The sequence below is a fragment of the Halosaccharopolyspora lacisalsi genome, from assembly GCF_014137975.1.
Taxonomy (GTDB): Bacteria; Actinomycetota; Actinomycetes; order Mycobacteriales; family Pseudonocardiaceae; genus Halosaccharopolyspora; species Halosaccharopolyspora lacisalsi.
The window spans coordinates 1-24,448 of record NZ_JACGWZ010000002.1 but is presented as its reverse complement, the minus strand read 5'-3'; the positions used below and the strand labels follow the sequence as shown (position 1 = coordinate 24,448).

Genomic DNA, 24,448 nt, shown 5'->3' with positions numbered 1-24,448 from the left:
TTTGACAGTCTGACTCCATGTCGGCAGCCCAATCCTTCCCCCGTCACAGTGCTCGAACGCAGGGATTCACACTCGGCGTCCCGCGCAACTTCACGGTCGATCCCGCGGGAACCTCGGTGCTCTTCCTGCGCTCGTCGGCGGGAACGGACCGCAGCAACGCCCTGTGGATATTGGAAGCCCGCACGGGGGAGACGCGCTGCGTCGCGGATCCGGGACGACTCCAGAGCGACGAGACCGTGCCCGCCGCCGAGCGGGCCCGCCGGGAACGCCTCCGCGAACGTGCCACGGGCATCACCGGCTACGCGACGGACCGGACCGTCACCAGGATCGCGTTCAGCCTGTCGGGACGACTGTTCGCGGCCGACCTCTCCACCGGGGACGTGCGGGAGCTACCGGCTCAGCGGCCCGTAGCCGACCCCAGACCCGATCCCACGGGAAGTCACATCGCCTACGCCTCGGAAGGTGAGCTCCGCCTGATCGGGTTCGACGGAACCGGCGACCGGGCACTGGTCACCCCCGACGAGGATGCCGTGCGCTGGGGCGTCGCCGAGTTCATCGCCGCAGAGGAGATGGGACGCAACCGGGGGTACTGGTGGTCGCCGGAGGGCACGGAACTGCTGGTGGCTCGCGTCGACGACTCCGAGGTCCGGCACTGGTACCTCGGTGATCCGGCCGAGCCGGCACAACCGCCGACCACCATGCGCTACCCCGCCGCGGGGACCCCCAACGCCGAGGTCGGTCTCTTCCTCGTCGGCACGGAGCACCGGCCGGTGGAGCTCTCCTGGGACCGGGAGACCTTCCCCTACGTGGTCACCGCGCACTGGTCCGAGCACGGCCCACCCCTGGTGGCGGTGCAGACCCGCGACCAGCGCTGCCAGCTCGTCCTGGAGGTGGACCCGACGACCGGACGCACGCGCGAGATCGCCAGGGAAACCGACCCGCACTGGGTGGAGATCAAGGCGGGCTGGCCCGCGTGGACACCGGACGGTCACCTGGTCCGGATCAGCGCTCGCGACGGGGCCTACCGGCTCGTCGTCGGGGACCGGGAACGGACCGGACCGCACGTGCAGGTCCGTGCCGTGCTGCACATCGGCACCGAGGACATCCTCGTCTCCGCTTCGGAGGAGGACCCGGCCGAGATCCACGTCTACCGGGTCGGCCCCGACGGAACCGAGCGACTCTCCCCCACCCCCGGAGTGCACACGGCCACGCGAGGGGGATCGACCGTGGTGCTGTCCTCCTCCGGACTCGACACACCGTCGACCACCGTCTCCGTGGTCGACGGCACCCGCACCCTCACCGAAATCGACTCGTACGCCGAGTCGCCCGAGCTTCGTGCCCACGTGGAACTGCTCCGTTCCGGCGAACGTTCCCTGCGCAGCGCGCTCCTGCTGCCCCACGGGTACGAACCGGACCAAGGCCGCCTTCCGGTGCTGCTCGATCCCTACGGCGGCCCCCAGGCACAGCGCGTGCTCGCCCGGCAGGCCGGTTACCTGAGTTCCCAGTGGTTCGCCGACCAGGGGTTCGCGGTCGTGGTGACCGACGGCCGCGGGACGGGTGGACGCGGACCGGGGTGGGACCGCGCGATCGCAGGCGACCTGGCGGGACCGCCGCTGGACGACCAGATCGACGCGCTGCAAGCCCTCACAGCGGAGCGCGACGAGCTGGATCCGACACGAGTGGCCATTCGCGGCTGGTCCTTCGGCGGATACCTGGCGGCCCTGGCGGTGCTGCGGCGTCCCGACGTCTTCCACGCCGCCATCGCCGGAGCCCCGGTCACCGACTGGCGGCTCTACGACACGCACTACACCGAGCGCTACCTGGGTGACCCGAACCAGGTGCCCGCGACCTACGGAGCGAACTCGCTGCTCGACGAGGCGTCCCGCCTCCAACGGCCCCTGATGCTCATCCACGGCACCGTCGACGACAACGTCGTACCGGCACACTCGCTGCGGTTGTCCGAGGCGTTGACCGCCTCCTGCCGGCCGCACTCGCTGCTGCCGCTGCCGGGCGTCAGTCACATGCCCACGGCCGAGAGCACGACGGAAAACCTGCTGCTACTGCAGCTGGATTTCCTGCGCACAGCGCTGGGCGGCGACGGATCCGCATAAGCAGGTGGGCCTTCCGGGCGACCGTTCCCGGAAGGCCACCGTCACCTCACAGGATCTCCAGGGGCGTGGCCCGCCGAGGAGCCGGGAACTCGGCGTCCAGTGCCTTCAGGTCCTCGTCGCCGAGTCGTACCCCGAGCGCTGCGTGGTTCTGCTCGACGTGCTCGACCGTGGCCGCCTTCGGAATGGCGCAGACCCCCTCCTGATGCAGCACCCAGGCGATGGCCACCTGAGCGGCGGGGACGCGATGCCGTTCGGCGACGTCCCGCAGCACGGTGTCGTTCAACAACCGCCCCTGCTCGATGGGCGAGTAGGCCATCACGGGCAGCCGCTGCTGCCGGCACCAGGGCAGCAGGTCGAACTCCACACCGCGGCGGGTCAGGTTGTACAACACCTGGTCGGTCTGAACCCGCCGCCCGGCTTCGGTGGCGAACAGCTCCCGCATGTCGTCGGGGTCGAAGTTGCTCACGCCGTAGTGGCCGATCTTGCCACTGTCGCGCAGCCCCTCGAACGCCTCCAGGGTCTCCTCCAGCGGTGTACCGCCCCGCCAGTGCAGCAGGTACAGGTCCACGTGGTCGGTGCCCAACCGCCGCAGGGTGCGCTCGCACGCCTCGACGGTCCCGCGCCTGGTCGCGTTGTGCGGGAAGACCTTGCTGACCAGGAAGGCATCGTCCCGCCTCCCGGAGATCGCCTCACCCACGACCTCCTCGGCACCGCCGTTGCCGTACATCTCGGCGGTGTCCAGCAGTCCCAGCCCCAGGTCGAGGCCGTGTCGCAACGCGGCGACCTCCGTACGGCGGTCGCCTCCGCGTTCTCCCATCCCCCAGGTGCCCTGCCCCAGCACGGGCAGCTCGGCACCGGAGGGCAACCGCAGGTGTCGCATCTCTCGCACACTCCGTTTTTCGCCATGATCCGCAGATCGTGCCGGGCGCACCCACAGCCTACGGGTCACGGAGCGTCGACGGGATCGCCTAGCGCCGCGAGGACCTGGAGTCCTTCTTCTCGCGTACCCGTACCGAGAGACGAATCGGGCTGCCGGGGAAACCGAAGGTCTCCCGGAACTTGCGTTCCAGGAACCGGCGGTAGTCGGCCTCCAGGAAACCGGTGGTGAACAGCACGAGCGTCGGCGGCCGCGGATGGGCCTGGGTCGCGAACAGCACCTTCGGCTGCTTGCCTCCCCGGACCGGCGGCGGATGGGCCGCCATGACCTCCGACAGCCACGAGTTGATCCGTCCCGTGGAGATCCGCTGGTCCCAGGAATCCAGCGCCTCGCGCAGTGCCGGTGCCAGCTTCCTCACGGACCGGCCCGTCTCCGCCGAGACGTTGACCCGCGCGGCCCACCGGACGCGCACCAGCTCGCGGTCGACCTCCTTCTCGAGCTTGCGCCTGCGCTCGGAGTCGACCTGGTCCCACTTGTTGTAGGCCAGCACCAGCGCCCGCCCCGCCTCGACGACCATGCCGATCACACGCAGGTCCTGCTCGCTCAGCGGCTCCGAGGCGTCGATGAGCACGATGGCGACCTCGGCCGCCTCGATCGCGGCCTTGGTGCGCAGCGAGGCGTAGTACTCGGTGCCCTTGGCGGTCTTGACCCGCTTGCGCAGGCCGGCGGTGTCCACGAAGCGCCACACCTCGTCGTCGAGCTCGACCAACGAGTCCACCGGGTCCACGGTGGTACCGGCTGCTTCGTCCACCACGGCACGCTGTTCACCGACCAGCCGGTTGAGCAGGCTGGACTTGCCGACGTTGGGCTTGCCGATCAGGGCGACCCGGCGCGGCCCCCCGGTAGTGCCGAACCGCTCACGAGGGGTCTCGGGGAAGGACTCCAGAACCTTGTCCAGCAGGTCACCGGATCCCCGTCCGTGCGTAGCGCTGACCGGCTGCGGTTCTCCCAGCCCCAGCGACCACAGCGGCGCGACCTCGGACTGCTCGGTCCGCTGGTTGTCGACCTTGTTCGCCACCACCAGCACCGGCCGCTGCGAGCGCCGCAGCACCTTGGCCACCGCCTCGTCCGTGGCGGTGGCACCAACGGTGGCATCCACCACCAGCAGCACCGCGTCCGCCGTGGACATCGCCATCCGGGCCTGCTCGGTCACCGACGCCTGCAATCCCTTGGCGTCCGGGTCCCAGCCACCGGTGTCGACGACGGTGAAGCGTCGCCCGCTCCACAGCGCGTCGTAGGCCACCCGGTCCCGGGTCACCCCCGGTGTGTCCTGCACGACAGCCTCGCGGCGCCCCAGCAGTCGGTTGACCAGCGTGGACTTGCCCACGTTGGGGCGGCCGACCACCGCCAGCACCGGCTGCGCCGGCACCGCCCCCTCCTCCGGGGCTCCTTCGATATCGTCGAACGTGGTCCACTCGGACTCGTCGGTCCAAGTCCCGTCCAGTTCGTCACCCTCGCCGGCGTCCGCCAGCGGTTCCTCGGTCACGCTTGGTTCCCTCTCACGTCTTCATCATGGTCGTCGCGCTTGCGCTCGGTCAGGCGGTCCAGCTCGTCGAGCACCTCGACCAGCTCGCCACGCACCTGCTCGGTCGCCGCGGCCAACCCGGTTCGTCCCTTGGCCACGGGCAGCGTCACCGGCTCGCCGAACAGCACGTCCACCTTCGGCAACAACCTGCGCCCTCGGCCGTCGGGACGCCGCGTACCGCGGCAGGCGACCGGCACCAGTCGTGCCCCGGAGGAGCGAGCCAGCCAGGCGGCTCCGTGCTGCGCGTTGCTCACCGCGCCATCGCCCCGGGTCCCTTCGGGAAACACCCCGACGAGGCCACCGGCACGCAGCACCCGCACCGCCGCCAGCAGCGGGGTCCGGTCGGGTTCTCCGCGACGGACCGGCAGTTGGCCTATCTTGCGCAGAAACCATCCCAGTGGTCCCCGGAACATCTCGTACTTGACCAGGAACACCGCTCGACGCGGCAGCATGCCGAACAACAGTGGGCCGTCGATCATCGAGCTGTGGTTGGCCACCAGCACGACCGGGCCCGATCTCGGGAGCCTTTCACGATGGTGCATGCGCACCCGGTACGGCAGGCGGACGAACGTGGTTCCGATCCACCGGCCCACCCGGTGCCATGCGGGCGATGCCCCTTCAGGCAGGGTACCTTCTCGCGTCGAGGTTCCGTTACTCGTGGCCGCCGCGTGCTCCTCGGCGCTCACCGGGCCGTCCGTTCCGCGTACACGAGCAGTCCTCGACTCTCGACGAGCTTGTGCAGATGTTCCAGGACTCCTGCCACGTCCAGGCCGGTGGAGTCCAGTTCGACGGCGTCCTCGGCCATGCGCAACGGCGAGGTCTGCCTGCCGGAATCCAGCTTGTCGCGGCGTTGCACGTCGGCACGGGTGTCGTCGACATCGCTCTCGCGGCCCGCTGCGGTGTCCTGCGCGCTTCGCCGTTGCGCGCGTACCTGGGACGAGGCCGTGAGGTAAACCTTCAGGCCCGCATCGGGCGCGACGACGGTGCCGATGTCGCGTCCCTCCACGACTATACCGCCCGGCTCGCTCATCGCTGCCTCGATCAGCCGGACCTGCTCGGCGACGAGCGCTCGCCGGACCTGCGGAATCGCCGAGACGGCCGACACCGCCTCGGTCACGGCAGCCCCGCGAATCTCGTCGTCGACGTACTCACCGGCGAGCAGCACGCACGGGTGCTCCGGGTCGGTCCCCATGGTCAACTCGGCCGACCGCGCGCCGCGCGCCACGGCCTCGGCGTCCGAGAGCACGACCCCCGCTCGCAACACCGCGAGCGTGACCGCCCGGTACATCGCCCCCGTGTCCAAGTAGGCGGCACCGTATCGGGACGCCAGCCGCCGGGCGACCGTGGACTTACCGGTCCCCGAGGGGCCGTCGAGCGCCACGACACCGCGAAGCTCGGGGTGGGCCACACCCTCCTCCTTAACGCACCGACAACCGGCGACAACACCGGACCAACCATTCATTCTGCCTGCCTCCGCCGTTCGGCGGACAATCGCGTCCCGGTTTCGCACACGGACACGCCGCGAATGCGCTTGACCATGTTCAGGTTCAGCGAATTAGAGTTCGACACGTGGACGTCACAGTGACCCCGCTGCCGGGACTCGGTACGCAGCAGGACTTCACCACCCACGTGGGCAACCGAGTCGGGGCGATCACTTACCGCGACGGTCGGCTCGAACTGATCGCCTCCGAGCAGGAGGACCCGGACAAGGTCGTGGCCTCGGTCGAGCTGACCACGGCCGAGACCAGCACGCTGGCCAATCTGCTGGGCGCTCCGCAGCTGGTCTCCCAGCTCAGCGAGCAACAGCGGGAAGTCAGCGGAATCACCACCTGGCAGCTACCGATCGCTTCCGGATCGCCCTACGCCGGTCGGCAACTGGGGGAAACGGAGCTGCGTACCCGCACTTCCGTGTCCGTGGTGGCGGTCGCTCGCGAGGGGACCGCTCACCCCTCACCGCGTCCGGACTTCGTGTTCGCCGGCGGGGACCTCGTGGTCGTCGTCGGTACCGTCGACGGGCTGCGCGCGGCCAACGAGATCCTCGAGAAGGGCTGAGCGCGCGACACCGCCGGCAGAAGCGGGGAGCGGCCGGATGTGTCATGCACCGGGCCTCACCCCGGGCACGAGTGAGTTCGCCGCCGGTCCGCGACGACACGACCGGCAGGGTGCGGCGCGGCACCGGAACAACTTCGCAGGCGTGGGAGAGAGCTGGTTCCGCTGGAGGGCACCGAGCCCTTCATCGAGATCGCATCGGAGACGGAGGTCGTGCTCCTGCTGCTCCTGCCGGGGCTGGAGTGCTCCGCGAGCGAGCTGGTCACCGGCCTACGGCGCTCGTGGCTGGCCGGTCTGCTCGATCTCGTCCTCAACGCCGCTCCCGGAGCGCTCGTGGCGCTGTTGCTCGGGTGGGGACCGCTCGGCGCCCTGGCCGTGGCCGGGATCACCTACATCTCGTCCTCGGGGATCGTGGCCAAGGTCCTGGGCGACTCGGTAACCGGGAAACCCCGGTGGTGCTGTCGATCCCGGTCTTCGAGGGCCTCGCGATGGCGGTGTACCCACCGATCCTGACCGCGCTGCTGGCGGGAGTCAGCTTTCTCGGCGGTCTGACCGCCGTGGGGATCTCCCCGATCGTGATCACGCTGGTGCTCGTCATCGCCCTGCGCTTCGGCAAGCACGTCTCGACCCTGGTGCGCAGTCCCGACCCCGAGGTGTTCCTCCTCCGGGCGCTCGCCCTGATGCTGGCCGTGACCACCACCGTCACGAAGGTCGCCACGGGATGGTTCACCGCCCGGATGCAGGGGGCGACCGGTTGGGGTGCGCCCGAGCCGGGGCCGGCCCCGGTCGCCCGAGGTCTCCATCGTCATCGCGGGCCTGGCCGGCCGTGGGATCCGGTGCCATCACCGGTGAGCTCGCCGCTCTCCCCACGGCCCACGGGCTGCTCATGGCCGTCATCGGACCGGTGACACGGCGGTTCGTCCAGCGCCGGAGCCGCCTCCGGCCGAACTCACATGCCCACGGCCTTGTAGAGGCTGCCGACCTCGTTGCCGTCGAGCCGACGAATCGCGCCGGGGCGCTCGTTGGACAGCCGCACGGTGCCCACCGCGGTCCGCACCAAGCGCTGAACCGGGTGCCCGGCGGCCTTCAACAGCCGGCGCACGATGTGCTTGCGTCCCTCGTGCAGGACCACCTCGACGAGGGCGCGTCCCTGCTCGACGTCGACGAGCCGGAAACCGTCGATGGCGGCCAGCCCGTCGTCGAGCTCGATGCCGTTTTTCAGGGTCCGCCCCAGGTCCTTGGGCACCGGCCCGGGAACCTCCGCCAAATACGTCTTGGCCACCTGATAAGAGGGGTGCATGAGCCGATTCGCCAGCTCACCGTCATTGGTCAGCAGTAGCAGGCCCTCGGTGTTGACGTCCAACCTGCCGACGTGGAACAGGCGCCCCTGCCGCTCACCGAGGTAGTCACCGATGCAGGGCCTGTCCTGGTCGTCGGACATCGCGCACAGGATCCCCGTCGGCTTGTTCAGCAGCAGATACGTCGCCTCGCGGTTGACCACCACACGGGTCCCGTCCACGTGGACCTTGTCCACGGCCGGGTCGACGCGCACTCCCATCTCGAGGACCGGCCGGCCGTTGACCTCGACCCGACCTTCGGTGATCATCTGCTCCGAGGCCCGCCGGGAGGCGACACCGGCTTGGGACAGCAGCTTCTGCAGGCGTACTCCGCCCTCGGCGGTACCGGCGGAACCCGTACCGGGCTTCCCGGTCCGGTCAGGGTGTTCAGACATCATCGATCGCATCCACTTCGGGCAACAACGGGGCGAGCGGCGGCAATTCCTTGAGTGAGGACAGGCCGAGCCGTTCGAGGAACAGTTCGGTCGTGCAGTACAGGAGACCGCCGGTTTCCGGGTCGGTTCCGGCCTCTTCGAGAAGGCCACGTACCAATAGGGTACGGATGACCCCGTCGACGTTGACACCGCGTACCGCCGCCACCCGCGAACGCGTCACCGGTTGGCGGTAGGCGATCACCGCCAGGGTTTCCAGCGCCGCCCGCGTCAGTTTCGCCCGTCGGCCGTCCAACAAGTAACGTTCCACGTAGGGGGCGTAGGTGTCGCGGGTGTAGAACCTCCACCCGTCACCGACCTTGCGCAGGTCGACGCCCCGTTCCTCTCGCGTGTACTGCTCGGCCAAACGCCGCAGCGCGGTACCGACCCGCTCGACGGGCTGCTTCAGCACATCTGCCAGCAGCTCCTCCGCGGCGGGCACGTCGACCACGAGCAGCAGCGCCTCCAACGCGGAGTCCAGCGCCGCGTCCGTGTCGAGATCCGGGGGTGTCCGTGCGTCCTGCGCCGGGTCCGGACGTTCGGACTCCTCCGACTCACCCGGTTCCGGAGTGCTCCGCTCCCCCACCGCGTCGACAGCACCGCTCTCGCTCACCCGTACTCCTCTTCCTCGTCACCGCCGGCCCCTGCCGCCTCGACCTCGGCCTGCTCGCGAGCCTGCTGCGCACTGCCGCCGACCCAGTGCACCGTCAACGCCCCCAACGGGTCCTCCTGCTCGAACAGGACCACGGTGTCCCGATACAACTCCAGCAGCGCCAGGAACCGCGCGACGACCTCGATACCGTGATCGCAGTCGGTGGTCAGATCGGTGAAGGCCGCCGTCCCGCGTTCGGCGAGCAGCACGCGCAGCACGGCCACGTGCTCACGAACCGAGATCCGATGCTGATGCAGGTGCTCGAGCGAGACCTCCGGTGGCGGCTTGGGCCGGAACACGGCCGCGGCCACTTCGGCGAGCCCGTCCCGGTCCACTCCCAGCACGACTTCGGGCAGCAGCCCGGCGAAGCGGTCCTCCACCGACACCGAACGAGGATAGCGACGCAGTGCGCCGGCCTCCCACTCGGCGAACACCGCCGCCACCTGCTTGTAGGCGCGATACTGCAGCAGCCGGGCGAACAGCAGGTCGCGTGCCTCCAGCAGGGCGAGGTCCTCCTCGTCCTCCACCTCCGCGGAGGGCACGAGTCGTGCTGCCTTGAGGTCGAGCAGGGTCGAGGCCACCACGAGGAACTCGGTGATCTCATCCAGGTCCGAGCGCTCACCCAGTTCCTTGGTGTAGGCGATGAACTCGTCGGTCACCCGGTGCAGCGCCACCTCGGTCACGTCGAGCCGGTGTTGTGAGATCAGCTGCAACAGCAGGTCGAAGGGGCCCTCGAAATTCTCCAGCCGCACGGTGAAACGGCCGGACGACGACAGCTCCTGCTCGGCTGCTGGCTCATCCGGCGCGGATGCCACAACCATTTCGCACGCCCCCACCCGGATTTCGACGCGGCACCTCGGCCCCACTCCAGGATGCCAGACCTCGCCGACCGCGCTACGGGACCATCACCTCGATATCACTTCGCGGGCCAGCGAGCGGTAGGACTCGGAGCCGGACGACTGCGGCGCCCAGCGCGTGATGGGCTCCCCCGCCACGGTCGTCTCCGGGAAGCGCACCGTGCGATTGATGACGCTGTCGAACACGATGTCGCCGAAGGCCTCGACGACCCGGGACATCACCTCCCGCGAGTGCAACGTACGCGGATCGAACATCGTGGCCAGGATGCCGCTGATCTCCAGCCGGGGATTGAGCCGGTCCTGCACCTTCTCGATGGTGTCCATCAGCAGCGCGACCCCGCGGAGGCTGAAGAACTCGCACTCCAGCGGGATCATGACCGCGTCGGCCGCGGCCAGCGCGTTGACCGTGAGCAGCCCCAGGGACGGCTGGCAGTCCACGAGGATGTAGTCGTACTCCTTCGTCGCCGGGTGCAGCACACGTCCCAGCGTCTGCTCCCGACCGACCTCGGACACGAGCTGCACCTCGGCCGCGGAGAGGTCGATGTTGCTGGGTAACAGGTCCATCCCCGCCACGCTGGTGCCACGTACCACGTCGGAGAGGCCGACGGAACGCTCCATGATGACGTTGTAGACCGTCTGCTCCAGCTGGTGGGGCTGGACTCCCAAGCCCACCGAAAGAGCGCCCTGGGGATCGAAGTCGACCAGCAGTACCCGTCGTCCGTACTCGGCCAGCGCGGCCCCGAGATTGATCGTCGAGGTGGTCTTGCCGACACCGCCCTTCTGGTTGCACATGGCCAGCACCACCGCTGGTCCGTGCTTGTCCAGCATCGGCGGTTCGGGAATGTGGCGCCGCGGCCTACCGGTGGGCCCCGCGGTCTCGCCGAGGCCGCGGGAATTGCCAACCTCCCCACCGGGGGCGTCGGTCTTTTCGGGGGCGATGCTCAGGTCGACCGCGCCCCGGGACCGCCCGTCGGCGGAGGGCTGCGGTGTCGACATGGCGATCCGACTCCTTCGTCTGCCGGTGTCAATCGGGCCTGTGGCTCTACGAGCGCAGCCTAAGCGGCTTTCACGACCAGCGGCAACGCGGCTCGCCGTGACGTCCTCAATGTGTTGGCAGTGGTTCTCCCCACCACATGCTCCTCCCGCGGCCCGCACAGTCCGGACTTTCCGCCGAACACGCCGCTCAATCGTGCGCGCGCGGATGCGCCGTCGCATACACCTCGCGCAACGCGTTCACCGTAACCAAGGTATACACCTGCGTCGTCGTCACCGAGGCGTGCCCCAGCAATTCCTGCACCACTCGGACGTCGGCACCGCCTTCCAGCAAGTGGGTGGCGAAAGAGTGACGCAGTACGTGCGGGGAGACCTCTTCGGTGATGTCCGCACGTCGTGCAGCGGTTTTCAGCGCGTTCCAGGCACTCTGCCGCGACAGTCGGGTGCCGCGCGAATTCAGGAACACGGCAGCACTCCCCCCGCCGCGATCCACCAGCGTCGGACGCGCGCGCACCAAGTACGCGTCCAGAGCTCGCAAAGCGGGACGTCCTACCGGGACCAGCCGCTGTCGTCCGCCTTTTCCGTCGAGCAGCACCGTTCGTTCCGTGGCGTCGACATCGTCGAGGTCCAATCCCACCACCTCGGAGATGCGGGCGCCCGAGGAGTACAGCAACTCCAGCAGGGCGCGGTCCCGGAGCCCGCGCTGATCGTCGCCACCAGCGCTGTCGAGCAGTCGCAGCACGTCGTCGACCGGCAACGCCTTCGGAAGCCGCTGTGGTGGGGAGGGAGGAGACACCTCACGCGCCACGTCCGTGGCCACCACTCCCTCGGCCTGGGCGAAGCGGTGCAGACCACGTGCCGCCACCAGGGCGCGGGCCGCCGACGACGGCGCCAGCGGAGTCCGGTCCGCATCACCCCGACGGAGTCGCACCAGGAAATCGGTGACCTGTTCGGCACCGACGTCGCCGAGTGCGCGGACACCGTCGGCGAGCAGGTGGTCGGCGTAGCGCCGCAGGTCCCGGGCGTAGGAATCCAGGGTGCTGCGGGCCGTTCCGCGTTCCACCGCCAGGTGGTGCAGGTAATCGGTGATCACTGCTCGCAACCCGTCCGGCAGATGTTCAAAGCCTCGCACCGCCGCAGCTCCTTCGCGAAAGGTCCTCACCGACAGCAGGATACGAACAGTCGGCCGTAAGAGTGACGCGACGGGCGAACCGGCCCGTGACACCGCGAAGTCGACTACCGTAGCGTCCGTGACCACCCCCGGACAATCCGGCGAGCAGCGCATCGGCGACGCCGAACGGGAACGGGCGATGCGCGCGCTACAGGAGCACTCCTCCCGAGGCCGCATCGACATCCACGAGTACGACGAGCGCGTCTCCAAGGCCGTGAGCGCTCGAACCGCCAACGAGCTCGGCTCGTTGTTCGAGGATCTTCCCGGTCCGCATCCACTCGCACCACCGGTCGCCTTCGTCCCGCCCATGCCGCCGCCCGCTCCCGCTCCTCCCGGCTCCGCTCACCCCGTCCCCCAGCCCGGGTTTCCTCCGCAGTACCAGACCTCGGACAAGTCGAAGCTCGCCGCGGGACTGTTGCAGATTTTCCTGCCCTTCGGGGTGGGACGTTTCTACACCGGACACACCGGCATCGCCGTGGGACAGCTGCTGCTCTTCTGGGTGGGAATCCTGCCCTGCGGACTCGGGACGCTCGCCGCCTTCGTGTGGTGCGTGGTCGACGGGATCGTCATCCTGTCCAACCCGACCACCGACGCGTCCGGCCGACGGCTGAGGGACTGATCCCCCGTCCCGTCACCGCTCCCGCGCGGTGAACCGGGTCGGCCGATCACGCCACAGCGCCTGGGCGGAACGGGCGGTGGCTCGTCCCGCCCGCACGGCCTGAGCCGCCAGCAGGCCGGAGACGGCCGGAGCGTTGACGATCTCACCGGCGAAGACGTCGCGGACCGCGTCGTCCAGCGGTACGCGGCGGATCACGAGATCCGCCTCCTCGTCACCGACGGCGGACGGCCGGTCCACCTCGGACAGTCCCCGTGCCAGGAAAATCCGTTCGGACTGGTCGGTGAAACCCGGGGAGGAGGCGATGTCGACCAGCACCGACCAGTCGCTGGCCGCGAGACCGACCTCCTCGGCGAGTTCCCGCTGCGCGGTGTGCAGCGGGTCCTCACCTGCGACGTCCAGCAGGCCGGCCGGAAGCTCCCACAGTCTGCGATCGAGCGGGTACCGGTACTGGTGGATCAGCACGACCCGATCGTGCTCGTCGAGCGCGACGACGGCCACCGCCCCCGAATGCTCCACGACCTCACGACGAGCCCGCCTGCCTCCCGGCATGGCGACCTCGTCGGCCCGCAGGGCCAGAATGCCCCCCACGTACAGGTCGGTGCTGGACAACGCCCGGAACTCGTGCTCGCCGTTGGTCCGTGTCACCGCTTCGCCACCATCGGCGCTGTTGTCACTCGTCTGCACACGGCCACTCTAGGCGGCACGTGCTCACACGCTCGCGGCCACCGTGGTCTGACCGGTCTCGGGCAGTTCCACCGGCAACCGCTCGGCCGCCCGGTAATCCAGCGCGGCACGCACGAAAGCGGCGAACAGCGGGTGCGGACGGGTCGGGCGGCTCCTGTACTCCGGGTGGGCCTGAGTACCGACGAAGAAGGGGTGCTCCTCGCGCGGGAGTTCGAGGAACTCGACGAGCCTGTCGTCCGGTGACGTCCCGGAAAACACCAGTCCGGCCTTGCTCAACCGATCCCGGTAGGCGTTGTTGACCTCGTAGCGGTGCCGATGGCGTTCGGCCACCTCGGACTCGCCGTAGGCTTCGGCCACGATCGAACCGGCCTGCAGACGCGCCGGGTAGGAACCGAGCCGCATGGTGCCGCCCATGTCGCGATCCCCGGCCAGCACGTCGTGCTGGTCGGCCATGGTGCTGATCACCGGATGCTGGCAGGGCTCCTCGAACTCGGTGGAGTTGGCCTGATTCAGTCCGGCCAGGTCGCGAGCGGTCTCGATCATCATGCACTGCAGCCCCAGGCACAGCCCCAAGGTCGGAATGCTGTGAGTACGGGCGTAGCGGATGGCTCCGAGCTTGCCCTCGATACCCCGCACGCCGAACCCGCCGGGAATGAGGACCCCGTCCATCCCCGCCAGCGCGTGAGCCGCGCCCGACTCGGTTTCGCACGTGTCCGAGGGAATCCAGGAGATCTCGACCTTGGCACGGTGGGCGAAGCCACCGGCGCGCAGGGCCTCGGTGACCGAGAGGTAGGCGTCGGGCAGGTCGACGTACTTGCCGACCAGAGCGATCCGCACCTTCTCGGTGGGGTTGTGCACGCGCTCCAACAAGTCGCCCCACACCGACCAGTCCACGTCACGGAACGGCAGCCCGAGCCGGCGAACCAGGTAGGCGTCGAGCCCCTCGGAGTGCAGCACGCGGGGGATGTCGTAGATCGAGGGCGCGTCCGGGCACGTCACGACCCCGTCGGAATCGACGTCGGACATCAGCGCGATCTTGCGCTTGAGTTCCTCCGGCAGTTCGCGGTCGGCACGGCAGACCAGGGCGTCCGGCTGGATACCGATGTTGCGCAGCTCGGCCACGGAATGCTGGGTCGGCTTCGTCTTCAGCTCCCCCGAAGGCGCCAGGTACGGCACCAGGGACACGTGCAGGAAGAAGCAGTTGTCCCGGCCGACGTCGTGCCGAACCTGCCTGCAGGCCTCCACGAACGGCAGGGACTCGATGTCACCGATGGTGCCGCCGACTTCGGTGATCACCACGTCGGGAGTGAGCCCGTCCTCGTCGGGGTCGGCCATCGCGTAGATGCGGGACTTGATCTGGTCGGTGATGTGGGGGATCACCTGGACCGTGTCACCGAGGTACTCGCCCCGGCGCTCCTTGGCGATCACCGAGGAGTAGACCTGGCCGGTCGTGACATTGGCGTTGCGGGTCAGCGCGCGGTCCAGGAACCGCTCGTAGTGACCGATGTCGAGGTCGGTCTCGGCGCCGTCCTCGGTGACGAACACCTCGCCGTGCTGGAACGGGTTCATCGTTCCGGGATCGACATTGAGATAGGGGTCGAGCTTTTGCAGCGTGACCCGCAGTCCACGGGAAGTCAGCAGCTCACCCAGGCTGGAAGCCGTGAGCCCCTTACCGAGCGAGGAGGCCACGCCTCCCGTAACGAAAACGTGTTTGATCGTGTGTGCTTGCGACACCAAAAAAGGCTCCCGTGGTCAACGCTGTCGCCGGGCCGATGATTTGCGCTGGCAGGACGGCCGGTACCGTCGCTCCCACGGGATTCCAGTCTATCCCACGAACAGCGGCGTCCGCAGTGCCCCCGGCCAGTCGCCGAAATCGGCCAATTCGCTGCTCAACGCCCCTCCGGGCGACACGTCACCGGTGCCGCACGGCCACTCGAAACAACTCTCCGTAATCAGACGGGAAAGCTCAACCACGAAGTCGCGGGACGGGTCCTTCGGCACTTCCCGACACACCGTAGTGACCGGACTTCCCACTCAGCTGCTCGCGCAACGCCAGGACGGTGGCCACCCGACCCGATGCCGTGCCCGCGTGATCCGTGGTGGACAACGTCGACGAGATCGCCCTGTCCGCACGCGCGATCTCCACCGTGCCGTTCTCCGAGGCGGCCATACCGGCCAACACGGCACCTGCCCCGGATCGGTCCACCTGCGCGGCCAACCTGGCCAACATCGTCGACGCGGCCCGCGGACCGCTGTCCGTCCGATCTCCACCGGTAAGGACGACGGCCAGCTGCGCGGGACGGAGCTCCGGCGAGGCACGCAGGAAGCCGCCCTCGGACAACCCGGACAGTGCCGCCGCGCGTTCCTGCGGAGACGACTGCGGGTGGTCGGTGCGTGGATCCAGCAACGCCAGCGGACCGAGCAGACCACCGACCAGCGTGCCCGGGTCCGCCGTCACGGGAAGTCGTACACCTGCGGGAAGCAGCCGGGTGACCACGTCGCGCAACTGTCCGGCCCTGGCGGGGTCGGTAACCCTGTCGGTGAATCGCAGCGTACCGGTCACCTCCGCGCCCGCCGAGGTCAGCAGCTTCTTCATCGCGTCGTGGTGCCGCGGAGCCACGTCCGGCGCCGTGATCACCACGACACTGCGCTTCTCCAGCGCTCCCCGAACCGCCAACGGTGCCACGGCCGAACCGAACTGCCGCGCGTCGGCGAGCTCACCGTGGGTGGTATCGAGCTCGCCACGCAAGTGACTCACCTGCTTGCTCAGCGAGTCCCGCTGACCGAAGACACCGGACAACAGAGTCTGGCTGACCGAGCCGGATCCCATGAGCACGCCCACGGCCAGGGCCAGGAACACCGAGGCGATCGAAACGACGTGGTATCGCAAGGAAATCACGCGAAAAACCCCCCGACGAAGTCGATCAAGGTCTCGGCAGTACCCACGACGACGTCGACGCAGGGGGCGGCCAGTCCGGACACCGCCAGCGCCGCCAGCATCGCCAGCATCGCGGCCAGCACCAGGAACGTCACCACGCCGACGGAGGCCCCGCCGCGGTGCAGGCTCGCCACGGTCCCGCCGTCGACGAGTTTGCTGCCCAACTTCAGTCGGGTGAGGAAGGTGGAGGGGTTCGAACCCGAGCGCCCCCCGTCGAGGAACTCGTGCAGCGTCGCCTGGAAACCGATCGTGACCACCAGCTCGGCACCGTTGGCGTCGGCCAGCAACAGGGCCAGGTCCTCCGCGTTCCCCGACGCGGGGAACGTGACCGCTCCGACACCGAGGTCCTGGATCCGTTCGAGGCCGGGGGCATGACCGTCGAGGGAGGCCGGCACCACGACCTCCCCGCCCCCGCGAAGCGTCTCGGTGTCGATCCCGCCGGGGTCACCGACGATCACGTCGGGACGGTAGCCGGCCCGGAACAGGGTGTCGGCGCCCCTGTCGACACCGATGAGCACCGGCCGCTGCTCGCCGATGTAGCGCCGGAGTCGCCGCAGGTCCTCGGTGTGGCCGTATCCCGGCGCCAGCACCAACGCATGCCTGCCCTCGATCGGCACCACCAACTCGGGCACGCCGATATCTTCGAGTACCAGCATGCGTTCCCTGCTCAGGAACTCGACGATGTTGGCCGAGAAAGCCTCCAACTGCGCCGACATCCCGGCCTTGGCCTCGATCATCGCCTCGGCCACGGAATCGGCGTCCTGCTCCGTACCGCGAGCGATCTCCCGCTGGCCGGATCGCTCATCCAGGAAGACACCGCCTTCGTGCAGCCACAGCACGGCACCGTCCCTGATGTGCTCCAGCCCCTGCTTGCCCACGCCGTCGACCAACGTCACCCCGGCGGCGAGCAGTATCTCGGGACCGAGGCTGGGAAATCTCCCCGAGATGGAGGGAGCCGCGTTGATGACTCCCGCCACCTCGGTCTCGATCAGGGCTTCCGCGGTTCGCCGGTCCAAGTCCGCCTGATCGAGCACGGCGATGTCACCGGGGCCGATCTTTTCCGGCAGGCCACCCGGTCGCCGCTGGATCCTGGCGGGTCCGACGACACCGGGCAGGTCCTCCTGCCTGTTGCCAAGCAGGCCGCTGATTCTCATATACCGATGGTGACAAACATGTGACCCAATGACAGCGCGCCACGCCGGGACTCTTGGTCCATTCGGACCAGTGATCGCTCACCCACTCGCGCCACATCGTGCGGACCGCGGTATCAGCGCCGGATCCACCGTCCCCGAAGCGTTCGCCGCGCCCCTAGGAGGCCGCGGGCGGAGCTTCGCTCTTGTGCTTGGCCGCCGTGGCGAGCAGTTCCTCCGCGTGGGCCTTCCCCGTTTCCGTGGAATCCAGTCCGGCCAACATCCGAGCCAGCTCCGTCACCCGCTGCTCGTCGGCGACAGCACGCACGTCGCTGCGCGTCAGACCCCCCTCGCCGGATCCCTTGTCGACGACGAGATGCCGATCGGCGTAGGCCGCCACCTGGGGAAGGTGCGTGACGACGATGACCTGGTGCGTGCGGGCCAACCGCGCCAGCCGCCGTCCCACCTCCACGGCGGCGCGTCCTCCCACTCCTGCGTCGACCTCGTCGAAAACGAGGGTCGGCACGGTGTCTGCCCCGGCGAGCACCACCTCCAGCGCCAACATCACACGGGACAGCTCGCCCCCGGAAGCACCCTTGTGGACCGGCAGCGCCGGAGCCCCGGAATGCGCGACCAGACGCAGTTCGACCTCGTCGACTCCCTCCGGTCCGGCGTGCAGCGTGCTGCCGTCGACGGGCAGGGCGGCGGAATCACCGCGTTCGGCCTGCCGGGGTTCCACGCCGACCTCGACCCGGGCCTGCCCCATGGCCAACCCCGTGAGCTCCTCGGTGACGGCCGCGGCAAGATCGCCGGCCGCCCGACGACGCGCCGCGGACAGGTCCCGAGCGTGCCCGGCGAGTTCCTCGGCCAGCTCGTCACGCCGTGCGGCCAAGGCCGCCAGGGCCTCCTCCGAGGTGTCCATGCCGGACAGCTGCTCCTCCGCCTCCGCGGCCCAGGCCAGCACACCGTCGACGTCGGCGGCGTACTTCTTCGTCAGCTGCTTCAACTCGGCCTGTCGGGCCAGCACCTGCTCCAACCGGTCCGGATCGGCCTCCAGCCGGTCGAGGTAACTTCCCAGCTCCGCACCGACGTCGACCAGAACCGCGGCGGCCTCGGCCAGTCGCGGCTCGAGTTCCCGAAGGGCGGGGTCCTCGACCGCGGCCACACGACGTCGCGCCTCGGCGACCAGGCTCAACGCGCTGGCGGTGTCGGAGTCGTCGTCCGCGGTGCCGCTGACCGCGGCCTGGGTACCGGCGGCCGTGTCACGAAGCTGATCGACGTCGGCGAGCCTGGCGGCCTCGTCCACCAGCGCGTGATCCTCGCCCGGCTCCGGTGCCACGGCGCGGATCTCGGAAACCCCGTGCCGCAGCAAGTCGGCTTCCCTGGCCATTTCCCTGGAGCGCTCGGTGCGCTCGGTCAGCTCCCGTACCGTCTCGGTCCACTTCGCTCGGACCCGCTGGTACTCGGCGAGCGGACCGGCGACCTCGTCCCCGGCGAAGCGGTCCAGCACGGCTCGCTGTTCGGCCGGGCGCAGCAACCGCAGCTGATCGTTCTGCCCGTGCACCGCCAGTACCTGTTCGGCCAGCTCGGACAGCACCGCGTTGGGCACCGACCGTCCCCCCAGGTGCGCCCGCGACCGGCCTTCGGCGGTGACCTGCCGCAGCGCGATCAGACTTCCGTCATCGTCGGTATCGGCCCCCGCATCCGCCGCGACCCGCACAGCGGGTGCGTCGCTCGCCGTCAGGAATCGGCCCTCGACCACCGCCCGCTTCGAACTCGCCCGCACCCGGGAACTGTCCGCCCTCCCCCCTCCGAGCAGGTGCAGCCCCGTGACCACCATCGTCTTTCCGGCGCCGGTCTCACCCGTCACCACGGTCAAGCCGCGGTGCGGTTCGAGCGTGGCGTCGTCGATCACCCCAAGCCCCTGGATGTGCATCTCCGCCAACACAGTTCCGCACCCTAGCTGGCCGGACCACCCGACGACGCCTGCCACACCCGTATTGAACCTCACCGACGAGCGCGGTGATCGACTACCGCCCCGGACCGCGCCACCCGTGTACCGGGAGTTCGAACTTGCGCACCAGCCGATCGGTGAACGAGGCGTCGTACAACCGCACGAGCCGCAGCGGGGTCTCGCCCTCCACGACCTCCACCCTGGCACCGGCCGGGAGATCGAAGTGCCGCTGGCCGTCGCAGCACAGCACGGCATCGTGCCCCTGCGCGTCGATCTCCAGCGCCAACAGGGAATCCTGCGAGACCACCAACGGCCTCGAGAACAGCGCGTGCGCATTGCTCGGTACGACCAGCAGCGCCCGCACCTCCGGCCAGATCACCGGACCCCCCGCCGAGAACGCGTAAGCGGTGGATCCCGTGGGGGTCGAGCACAGCACTCCGTCGCAGCCGAACGCGGACACGGGGTGTCCGTCCACCTCGACGACCACGTCCAGGATCCGCTCCCGGCTGCTCTTTTCGACGCTGGCCTCGTTGAGCGCCCAGGTACGGGCCAGCACTCGGCTGTCCAGCCACGCCGTCACGTCGACCGTCATCCGCTCCTCGACGTGGTAGCGCCCCTCGATCACGGCATCGACCGCTTCGTCCAGGGCGTCGAAGTCCGCACCGGCCAAGAAGCCGACCCGGCCCAGGTTCACACCGAAAACCGGAACGCCCGCCACGCGAGCGAGCTCGGCGGCGCGCAGCAGCGTCCCGTCACCCCCGAGGACGAGCACCAGCTCAGTGCCCTCCGCGGCCTTCGAGCTCGGTGCCACCACCTCCGTGTAGCACTCAGGGCTGAGATCGGGCGCTTCCCCGGCCAGCACGCGCAGCCGCATCCCGGACCCGATCAGCTGGCCCGCGACCTTCTCCGCCATACCGAGGTTGTGCTGCCTTCCCGTGTGCACCACCAGCAGTATTTCCCTGGTCACCCCGCACCCCCCTGGCGTTGCTGCTCGGCTCGACCACCGGCGCCGCCCGGTGTGCCCTGGGTCTGCGGCCCCTGCGGTCCCTGCCGGACCGCCTCGGTGACCAGGGTCTCGGGGTCACCGCGACCCGCTGCCGCGTCCCGTAGCCAGAGGAAGTACTCGACATTGCCGGAGGGACCGGGCAACGGACTGGCCACGACTCCCATCAGCCCGAGCCCGTTGTTCTCGGCGAGGTTCACCACCTCCAGCACCGCCTCGGCCCGCTGCTGCGAGTCACGCACGACACCGCCGGCCCCCAGTCGCTGCTTTCCCACCTCGAACTGGGGTTTGACCATCAACACCAGGTCGGCTCCGGAACGACTGCACGCGGTCAGCGCCGGAAGCACCAACCGCAGCGAAATGAACGAGAGATCGGCCACGACCACGTCGACCGCACCGTCGATGTCGGTGCTCGACAGGGCCCGGATGTTCGTTCGGTCGTGGACCCGCACCCGTTCGTCGGTGCGCAACTTCCAATCCAGCTGGCCGTATCCGACGTCGACCGCCACGACCTCGCGCACCCCGCGGCGCAGGAGTACGTCGGTGAAACCTCCAGTCGAGGCTCCCGCGTCGAGGCAGCGCCGGTCGGCGACGGTCAGTCCCGCGGGCTCGAACGCTTCCAGGGCACCCAACAACTTGTGCGCCCCCCGGGAGGACCATCCCGGATCGTCGACGTCGTCGGCGACCACCACCGGCGCATCGGTCTGCACCGCCGTGGCCGCCTTGTGCGCGGCGAACCCGCGTATGGTGACTCGTCCCGCGAAGATGAGTTCCGAAGCGTGTTCGCGCGAGCGAGCCAGTCCACGCCGTACCAGTTCCGCGTCCAGGCGCACCTTTCGTGGCACCGCTTCAACTCCCGGCTTCGCTACTGGAACCGGACAGCAGGTTCTCGGCCTTGCTCAGCGCGTCGGTGAGCGCGGTGTGCACGGCATCGAACCGCGAAACATGCTCGGAGACGGGCAGTTCGTCCAAGCCGTTCAACCCGGCGAGTGCCTCGGCGACGGCCTGTTCGGCACCCTGCGTCTCCTCCGAACCACCCGCAGCGGACAACACCGCCGGATCGGTATCGCCATGCCGGCCTGCTGGAGAGGTCATCTTCTCCCCGCTTCCATTTCTCACGCCGTCGGATGATGCACGACGGTGTTCTCCACGGTATCGAACGTGACGCTCGACCGCTGTCAGTCGTCCGTCGACAGCCGAGGAGTGTCCGTATCAGTCAGTTCCAACCGCCGTAGCGCCTCGCGGGCGTCATCGTCATCACCCCGTACCCGCACCGGGCCGGAACCCACCGACCACCATGCCGAGCACAGGGCTCGCAGCGCCGGCAACGGAGCGACTTCCGAAGCGGTGGCGCTGGCGAGCGTGAGGGTACAGTCCTGGACCCGGACCTTCCAGGCCGGATGCTCCCCGATCGCGGACTCCTCGGGGGCACGGTGCAGTGCGGCCAGGTCGGAGGCGACGTAGTCAGGGCGACAGTCCTCGGCGGCCGCGAGCAGGTCCGCCGGGGTGCTGACTCCGGTCAGCACCATCAGCGAAGGCATCCGAGCCCGTACCGCTCCGGCGATGTCGGTTTCCAGCCGATCACCCACCATCACCGGTCGAGATCCCCCTGCTGAATCGACCGCGCGGTCCAGCAACGGCCGCTGCGGTTTGCCCGCCACCCGGGGGGTCCGACCGGTGGCAGCGGTCAGTGCCTCCACCATCGCTCCGTTGCCGGGCAACTCCCCACTCTCGCCGGGCAACGTGGCGTCGTCGTTGGAGGCCACCCACAGCGCACCGGCACGGATGGCCAGACACGCCTCGGCAAGGTCTCGCCAGCTCGTCTCGGGTGAATGCCCCTGCACCACGGCGGCGGGGTGCTCGGAGTGCTCGCGCACCGCGGCGAGCCCCACCGCGCGTATCTCGGACTCCAGCGCGGCCGTACCGACCACGAGGACAGGTGTTTCGGGCGGGAGTTCAGCGGCCAGCAGCGCCGCAGCGGCCTGAGCGCTCGTGCTGACCTCGGCCGACTCGGCTTCGAGGCCGAAATCGGTCAGTTGCCGGGCGATCGCTTCGGGCGGCTTCGAGGCATTGTTGGTCACGTAGCGCAGCACGGCCGCACCACCGTGCGCGGCACCGATCGCTTCCCCCGCACCGGGAACGAGTCGGCCGCCGCGATACACCGTGCCGTCCAGATCGAGCAGTACGGCGTCGTGATGATCGAGCAATGTGCCCGTCACGATGTGGCGGAGCCTCCCTCCGGGCCCTCGTCCTCCGAGGATTCGACGACGTTCGGATCATTGGACTCGGCCTCGGCGACCAGTTCCTCGGCCATCTCGGGACCGCCCAGTCGCACGACGAGCTCGTCGAGACGCTCGGGGGCGTCGGTCTCACCGTCGTCGTCGGCATGAGCGGCGTGAACGAACCAGGTGAACGCTTCCTGCACGCGCTCGGCGGCCAGGAGATTGTCGGCGTAAGCGTAGAACAGCCGCGCACTCCACGACTCCTGCCGCTGCGGATCGAGCTCGGCCGTCTGCAAACTCACCACCGAAGCCTCGACCTGGCCCAGGTCACGTCGGGCTCCGGCCGTCACGATGCGCAGCTCCACCGCTTCCTGTTGCGACAACTCCGCCGTTTCCGGGCTACGACCGAGGTCGATGGCGCGTTCCGGTCGTCCCAGCGCGCGCTCGCAGTCGGCCATGATCGCCAAGTGTCCCGAACCTCCGCCCATGCGGCGGGACGCACGAAGTTCGGACAGCGCCTCGTTCCACTCACCGCTTCGATAGGCGGCGAGTCCGGCTGCCTCCCGCACGGAGGGGGCCCGCGAAGCGCGCTTACGCGCGTAACGCGCGTGCGTCAACGCCTGCTCGGGATCGGTGTCGATCAGGTTTCCGGTTGCGACGAGGTGGCCGGCCACCTTGTCCGCCAAGCCCTTGGAGAGCGCACGGAGTTCACGCCGAATCTCGGTGTGCAGTTCGGAGGCGTCGGTGTCCTCCGGCAGCTCCGGCGCTTCCGGCTTCATGTCCGCCGCGTCACCGGAAGCACCCCTACCGGACCGGTCATCGCGACGTCGATCCCGCTGCGGACGGTCGCCTTGTTTTCGAGGGGGTCCTTGCTTGCCCCGCCGCTCGTTCGAGTGGCGGGATCCACGGTCGCCGCCGGCCGAACCACCACGCTCGTCCTTCCGGCGGTCTCCGCCGGGCGGACCACCACGACGATCCCGGTCGAACGACTTTCCACGACGGTCGCCCTGAGAAGAGGAGCCCTGGTTACGGTTGCGCTGCTGGGGGCCACCCTCTCGCCGATCCCCGGATTTGCGCTCGGAACCAGCGCCACCGCGGTCGCGCGGTCCCTGGTTCGCGCCGGACCGGCCCCGCTCCGCACCTCGGTTGCCGGAGGGTCGACCTCCACCACGATCGTCGCGACCGGACGAACCTCGTCCCTGGTCGCGGCGGTCCTTCCCACCCGTGCCGTTGTTCGGCGAGTGACCGCGCTTCGAGTCACCTCGACCGGCTCCAGCTCCACGGCGGTCCTCGCCGTACCTCTCCTCGGAACCGGCCACCGGATCCTCCTGCAGCATCGAAAGAATGGCTACTTACCAGCTTAGCCGCTCGTCCTCCGCCGAGTTCGGGGACGTCGAGCAACCGTGACGAACGAAGCATCTCGTCGTGTACACGACGAAAAAGGGCTACCGGGGTCCCGCTGTTCGCGGGAACCACCGGTAGCCCCTTCCTTGTGAATGTGGTCGGCGGTGTCCGAGTCTCCCACACCCGTGGGGGTGCAGTACCTTGGGCGCTGGGGGGCTTAGCTTCCGGGTTCGGGATGGGTCCGGGCGTGTCCCGCCCCGCTGTGGCCACCGACCACAAGTCTGTATGGGGTTGGGGGTTGTTGTTTCAGAGCCGGATGGTGGATGCGAGTAGTGGTGCTGTGCGGTGTGGTGTGGGGTAAGTCCTCGGCCGGTTAGTACCCGTCCACTGAACACATTGCTGTGCGTGCATGTCGGGCCTATCAACCCACTGGTCGGGTGGGGGCCTTAACCCACTGGGGGTGGGAGACCTCATCTGGGAACGGGCTTCCC

General features: G+C 69.1%; 22 protein-coding genes, 2 rRNA genes and 1 pseudogene. 4 read left to right on the top strand and 21 right to left on the bottom strand.

The annotated features are described in order from the left end of the window. Window positions 1-17: 17 nt before the first annotated feature. Window positions 18-2,111, top strand: coding sequence for a S9 family peptidase (locus FHX42_RS07915; protein ID WP_182543608.1), 2,094 nt, complete (start codon window positions 18-20; stop codon window positions 2,109-2,111). Window positions 2,112-2,157: 46 nt separating this feature from the next. Here FHX42_RS07915 and FHX42_RS07910 read toward each other — a convergent pair whose 3' ends face one another. The 4 genes from FHX42_RS07910 to cmk form a co-directional block, all read right to left on the bottom strand. Further along, on the bottom strand, window positions 2,158-2,991 hold the full coding sequence (locus tag FHX42_RS07910; RefSeq protein ID WP_182543607.1) for an aldo/keto reductase: 834 nt from the start codon (window positions 2,989-2,991) through the stop codon (window positions 2,158-2,160). An 88-nt stretch (window positions 2,992-3,079) separates the two neighbouring features. Then, on the bottom strand, window positions 3,080-4,534 hold the full coding sequence (gene der / locus FHX42_RS07905) for a ribosome biogenesis GTPase Der (protein ID WP_182543606.1): 1,455 nt from the start codon (window positions 4,532-4,534) through the stop codon (window positions 3,080-3,082). Continuing rightward, entirely contained in the window at window positions 4,531-5,259 is a 729-nt protein-coding gene (locus FHX42_RS07900) for a lysophospholipid acyltransferase family protein (RefSeq protein WP_407926210.1), read from the bottom strand. Before FHX42_RS07900 ends, der begins: the two co-directional genes overlap by 4 nt. Then, the gene (cmk, locus tag FHX42_RS07895) at window positions 5,256-5,981 is read right to left on the bottom strand and encodes a (d)CMP kinase (RefSeq protein ID WP_328795971.1); all 726 of its coding nucleotides are present in this window, start codon (window positions 5,979-5,981) and stop codon (window positions 5,256-5,258) included. The genes FHX42_RS07900 and cmk overlap by 4 nt, the downstream gene beginning before the upstream one ends. A 161-nt stretch (window positions 5,982-6,142) precedes the next feature. On the opposite strand from cmk, the gene FHX42_RS07890 reads away from it, so the two are divergent. Both FHX42_RS07890 and FHX42_RS07885 read left to right on the top strand, forming a co-directional pair. Further along, entirely contained in the window at window positions 6,143-6,625 is a 483-nt protein-coding gene (locus FHX42_RS07890; RefSeq protein ID WP_182543603.1) for a cation:proton antiporter regulatory subunit, read from the top strand. Window positions 6,626-6,778: 153 nt separating this feature from the next. Then, window positions 6,779-7,559 (top strand): annotated as a pseudogene (locus tag FHX42_RS07885) (cation:proton antiporter); the annotation flags it as partial. Between the two features lie 12 nt (window positions 7,560-7,571). Here FHX42_RS07885 and FHX42_RS07880 read toward each other — a convergent pair. The 5 genes from FHX42_RS07880 to xerD form a co-directional block, all read right to left on the bottom strand. Next, complete coding sequence (locus FHX42_RS07880; RefSeq protein ID WP_182544192.1) at window positions 7,572-8,354, bottom strand: pseudouridine synthase; 783 nt, start codon at window positions 8,352-8,354, stop codon at window positions 7,572-7,574. Then, window positions 8,347-9,003 (bottom strand): SMC-Scp complex subunit ScpB, encoded by a 657-nt coding sequence (scpB, locus tag FHX42_RS07875; RefSeq protein WP_182543602.1) that lies wholly within the window; start codon window positions 9,001-9,003, stop codon window positions 8,347-8,349. The genes FHX42_RS07880 and scpB overlap by 8 nt, the downstream gene beginning before the upstream one ends. Then, window positions 9,000-9,863, bottom strand: a complete 864-nt coding sequence (locus FHX42_RS07870) for a segregation and condensation protein A (protein ID WP_182543601.1) — start codon at window positions 9,861-9,863, stop codon at window positions 9,000-9,002. Before FHX42_RS07870 ends, scpB begins: the two co-directional genes overlap by 4 nt. 84 nt (window positions 9,864-9,947) lie before the next feature. Continuing rightward, window positions 9,948-10,895, bottom strand: a complete 948-nt coding sequence (locus FHX42_RS07865) for a ParA family protein (protein ID WP_182543600.1) — start codon at window positions 10,893-10,895, stop codon at window positions 9,948-9,950. A gap of 187 nt (window positions 10,896-11,082) precedes the next feature. Continuing rightward, on the bottom strand, window positions 11,083-12,024 hold the full coding sequence (gene xerD / locus FHX42_RS07860) for a site-specific tyrosine recombinase XerD (RefSeq protein WP_328795970.1): 942 nt from the start codon (window positions 12,022-12,024) through the stop codon (window positions 11,083-11,085). Between the two features lie 118 nt (window positions 12,025-12,142). Here xerD and FHX42_RS07855 point away from each other — a divergent pair, with 118 nt between their 5' ends. Further along, window positions 12,143-12,682, top strand: coding sequence for a DUF1707 domain-containing protein (locus FHX42_RS07855; protein WP_182543598.1), 540 nt, complete (start codon window positions 12,143-12,145; stop codon window positions 12,680-12,682). Window positions 12,683-12,694: 12 nt separating this feature from the next. On the opposite strand, the gene FHX42_RS07850 is transcribed toward FHX42_RS07855, so the two are convergent. The 12 genes from FHX42_RS07850 to FHX42_RS07795 form a co-directional block, all read right to left on the bottom strand. After that, complete coding sequence (locus tag FHX42_RS07850; RefSeq protein WP_182543597.1) at window positions 12,695-13,366, bottom strand: NUDIX domain-containing protein; 672 nt, start codon at window positions 13,364-13,366, stop codon at window positions 12,695-12,697. Window positions 13,367-13,390: 24 nt separating this feature from the next. Further along, on the bottom strand, window positions 13,391-15,100 hold the full coding sequence (locus FHX42_RS07845; RefSeq protein WP_182543596.1) for a CTP synthase: 1,710 nt from the start codon (window positions 15,098-15,100) through the stop codon (window positions 13,391-13,393). A gap of 232 nt (window positions 15,101-15,332) precedes the next feature. Next, window positions 15,333-16,265 carry a copper transporter gene (locus FHX42_RS07840; RefSeq protein WP_182543595.1) on the bottom strand — a complete coding sequence of 311 codons (933 nt, stop codon included), beginning with the start codon at window positions 16,263-16,265 and terminating at the stop codon, window positions 15,333-15,335. Then, window positions 16,262-17,458, bottom strand: a complete 1,197-nt coding sequence (gene steA, locus FHX42_RS07835) for a putative cytokinetic ring protein SteA (protein ID WP_182543594.1) — start codon at window positions 17,456-17,458, stop codon at window positions 16,262-16,264. Before steA ends, FHX42_RS07840 begins: the two co-directional genes overlap by 4 nt. Window positions 17,459-17,612: 154 nt before the next feature. Beyond that, a complete protein-coding gene (gene recN / locus FHX42_RS07830; protein WP_182543593.1) occupies window positions 17,613-19,382 on the bottom strand; it encodes a DNA repair protein RecN in 1,770 nt (589 codons plus the stop codon). Between the two features lie 82 nt (window positions 19,383-19,464). Continuing rightward, the gene (locus FHX42_RS07825; protein WP_182543592.1) at window positions 19,465-20,355 is read right to left on the bottom strand and encodes an NAD kinase; all 891 of its coding nucleotides are present in this window, start codon (window positions 20,353-20,355) and stop codon (window positions 19,465-19,467) included. Then, the gene (locus tag FHX42_RS07820; RefSeq protein WP_182543591.1) at window positions 20,352-21,236 is read right to left on the bottom strand and encodes a TlyA family RNA methyltransferase; all 885 of its coding nucleotides are present in this window, start codon (window positions 21,234-21,236) and stop codon (window positions 20,352-20,354) included. The genes FHX42_RS07825 and FHX42_RS07820 overlap by 4 nt, the downstream gene beginning before the upstream one ends. A 4-nt stretch (window positions 21,237-21,240) precedes the next feature. Then, window positions 21,241-21,486, bottom strand: a complete 246-nt coding sequence (locus FHX42_RS07815) for a hypothetical protein (protein WP_235987135.1) — start codon at window positions 21,484-21,486, stop codon at window positions 21,241-21,243. Window positions 21,487-21,569: 83 nt separating this feature from the next. Beyond that, on the bottom strand, window positions 21,570-22,610 hold the full coding sequence (locus FHX42_RS07810) for an HAD-IIA family hydrolase (RefSeq protein ID WP_182543590.1): 1,041 nt from the start codon (window positions 22,608-22,610) through the stop codon (window positions 21,570-21,572). Continuing rightward, complete coding sequence (locus tag FHX42_RS07805) at window positions 22,607-23,392, bottom strand: tetratricopeptide repeat protein (RefSeq protein ID WP_182543589.1); 786 nt, start codon at window positions 23,390-23,392, stop codon at window positions 22,607-22,609. The genes FHX42_RS07810 and FHX42_RS07805 overlap by 4 nt, the downstream gene beginning before the upstream one ends. Before the next feature lie 721 nt (window positions 23,393-24,113). Further along, a 5S ribosomal RNA gene (gene rrf, locus FHX42_RS07800) occupies window positions 24,114-24,231 on the bottom strand. A gap of 79 nt (window positions 24,232-24,310) precedes the next feature. Beyond that, window positions 24,311-24,448: ribosomal RNA gene (locus FHX42_RS07795) — 23S ribosomal RNA — on the bottom strand; the annotation flags it as partial.